1 protein-coding gene is annotated in these 883 nt (G+C 35.1%); it reads left to right on the forward strand.

Translation table 11 applies throughout. From position 1 onward, the window contains the following. On the forward strand, nt 1-868 hold an 868-nt coding region (locus E1171_RS10365; protein ID WP_246164271.1), incomplete at its 5' end, for a protein phosphatase 1 regulatory subunit 42. Nucleotides 869-883 lie beyond the last annotated feature (15 nt).

An 883-nucleotide genomic window follows, 5' to 3' on the forward strand; every position in this document is an offset into this window, starting at 1 on the left:
AGATGATGAAGAGGGAGAAGATGATGAAGAAGGAGAGGACGATGAAGAAGAAGATGATGGAGAGCCAGGTGTCCATGAAGGAGATTTAAGTCTCTCTGGGGCATCCACAATACTCTATTTAAATGAAAATGAAATTACTAAAATTACGGGTTCCCTAGCTGTACATTTATATGATGATGCTACTCTGGAGATATTAAACCGAATTACCTATGTCGGTGGTAATCTCAGGATTATGAGTACCAATAACATTACCAATTTTCAAGGACTTGAAAATTTAACCCATGTAGGAGGACAGCTTTATATTTTTAACAATGAAAATCTTAAAACTCTTGAAGGTCTTGAAAATTTAACATCTTTAGGAGGAGATATTTATGTGTCTGACAATCCTAAGCTTCAAAACCTACAAAGTCTTGAAAATTTAACCTCCATTGAAGGAGAACTTTATGTTTCTAGAAATGCTAACCTTCAAAACCTAAAGGGGCTTAACAATGTAACTTCAATTGGTAGTAAAATATATATCTACGATAACGAGAACTTTCAATCCCTTCAGGGACTTAACAGTTTATCCTCAATTGGTGGTAATTTAGAGATCCTAAGCAACGAAGCCTTCACATCTCTTGAAGCATTTAATAACTTAACTTCAATTGGTGGAAAATTAGAAATCAGCATGAACACTTCTCTGGCATCTCTTGAGGGACTAAATAACTTATCTACCATTGGGGGAAATGTAACTGTTACATATAATTTAAGACTTAATGATTTCTGTGCCTTGCAAACCGCCCTGAGTAATTTTTCAGGAGAGCCTGAAATAAATGGCAATGCCTATGATCCCCAGAAAGATGATATTCTTAACGCTAATTGTAATTAGGAAGTCATTGATAAA

It is taken from the genome of Xanthovirga aplysinae (assembly GCF_009711365.1).
In the GTDB taxonomy this organism is placed as follows: domain Bacteria; phylum Bacteroidota; class Bacteroidia; order Cytophagales; family Cyclobacteriaceae; genus Xanthovirga; species Xanthovirga aplysinae.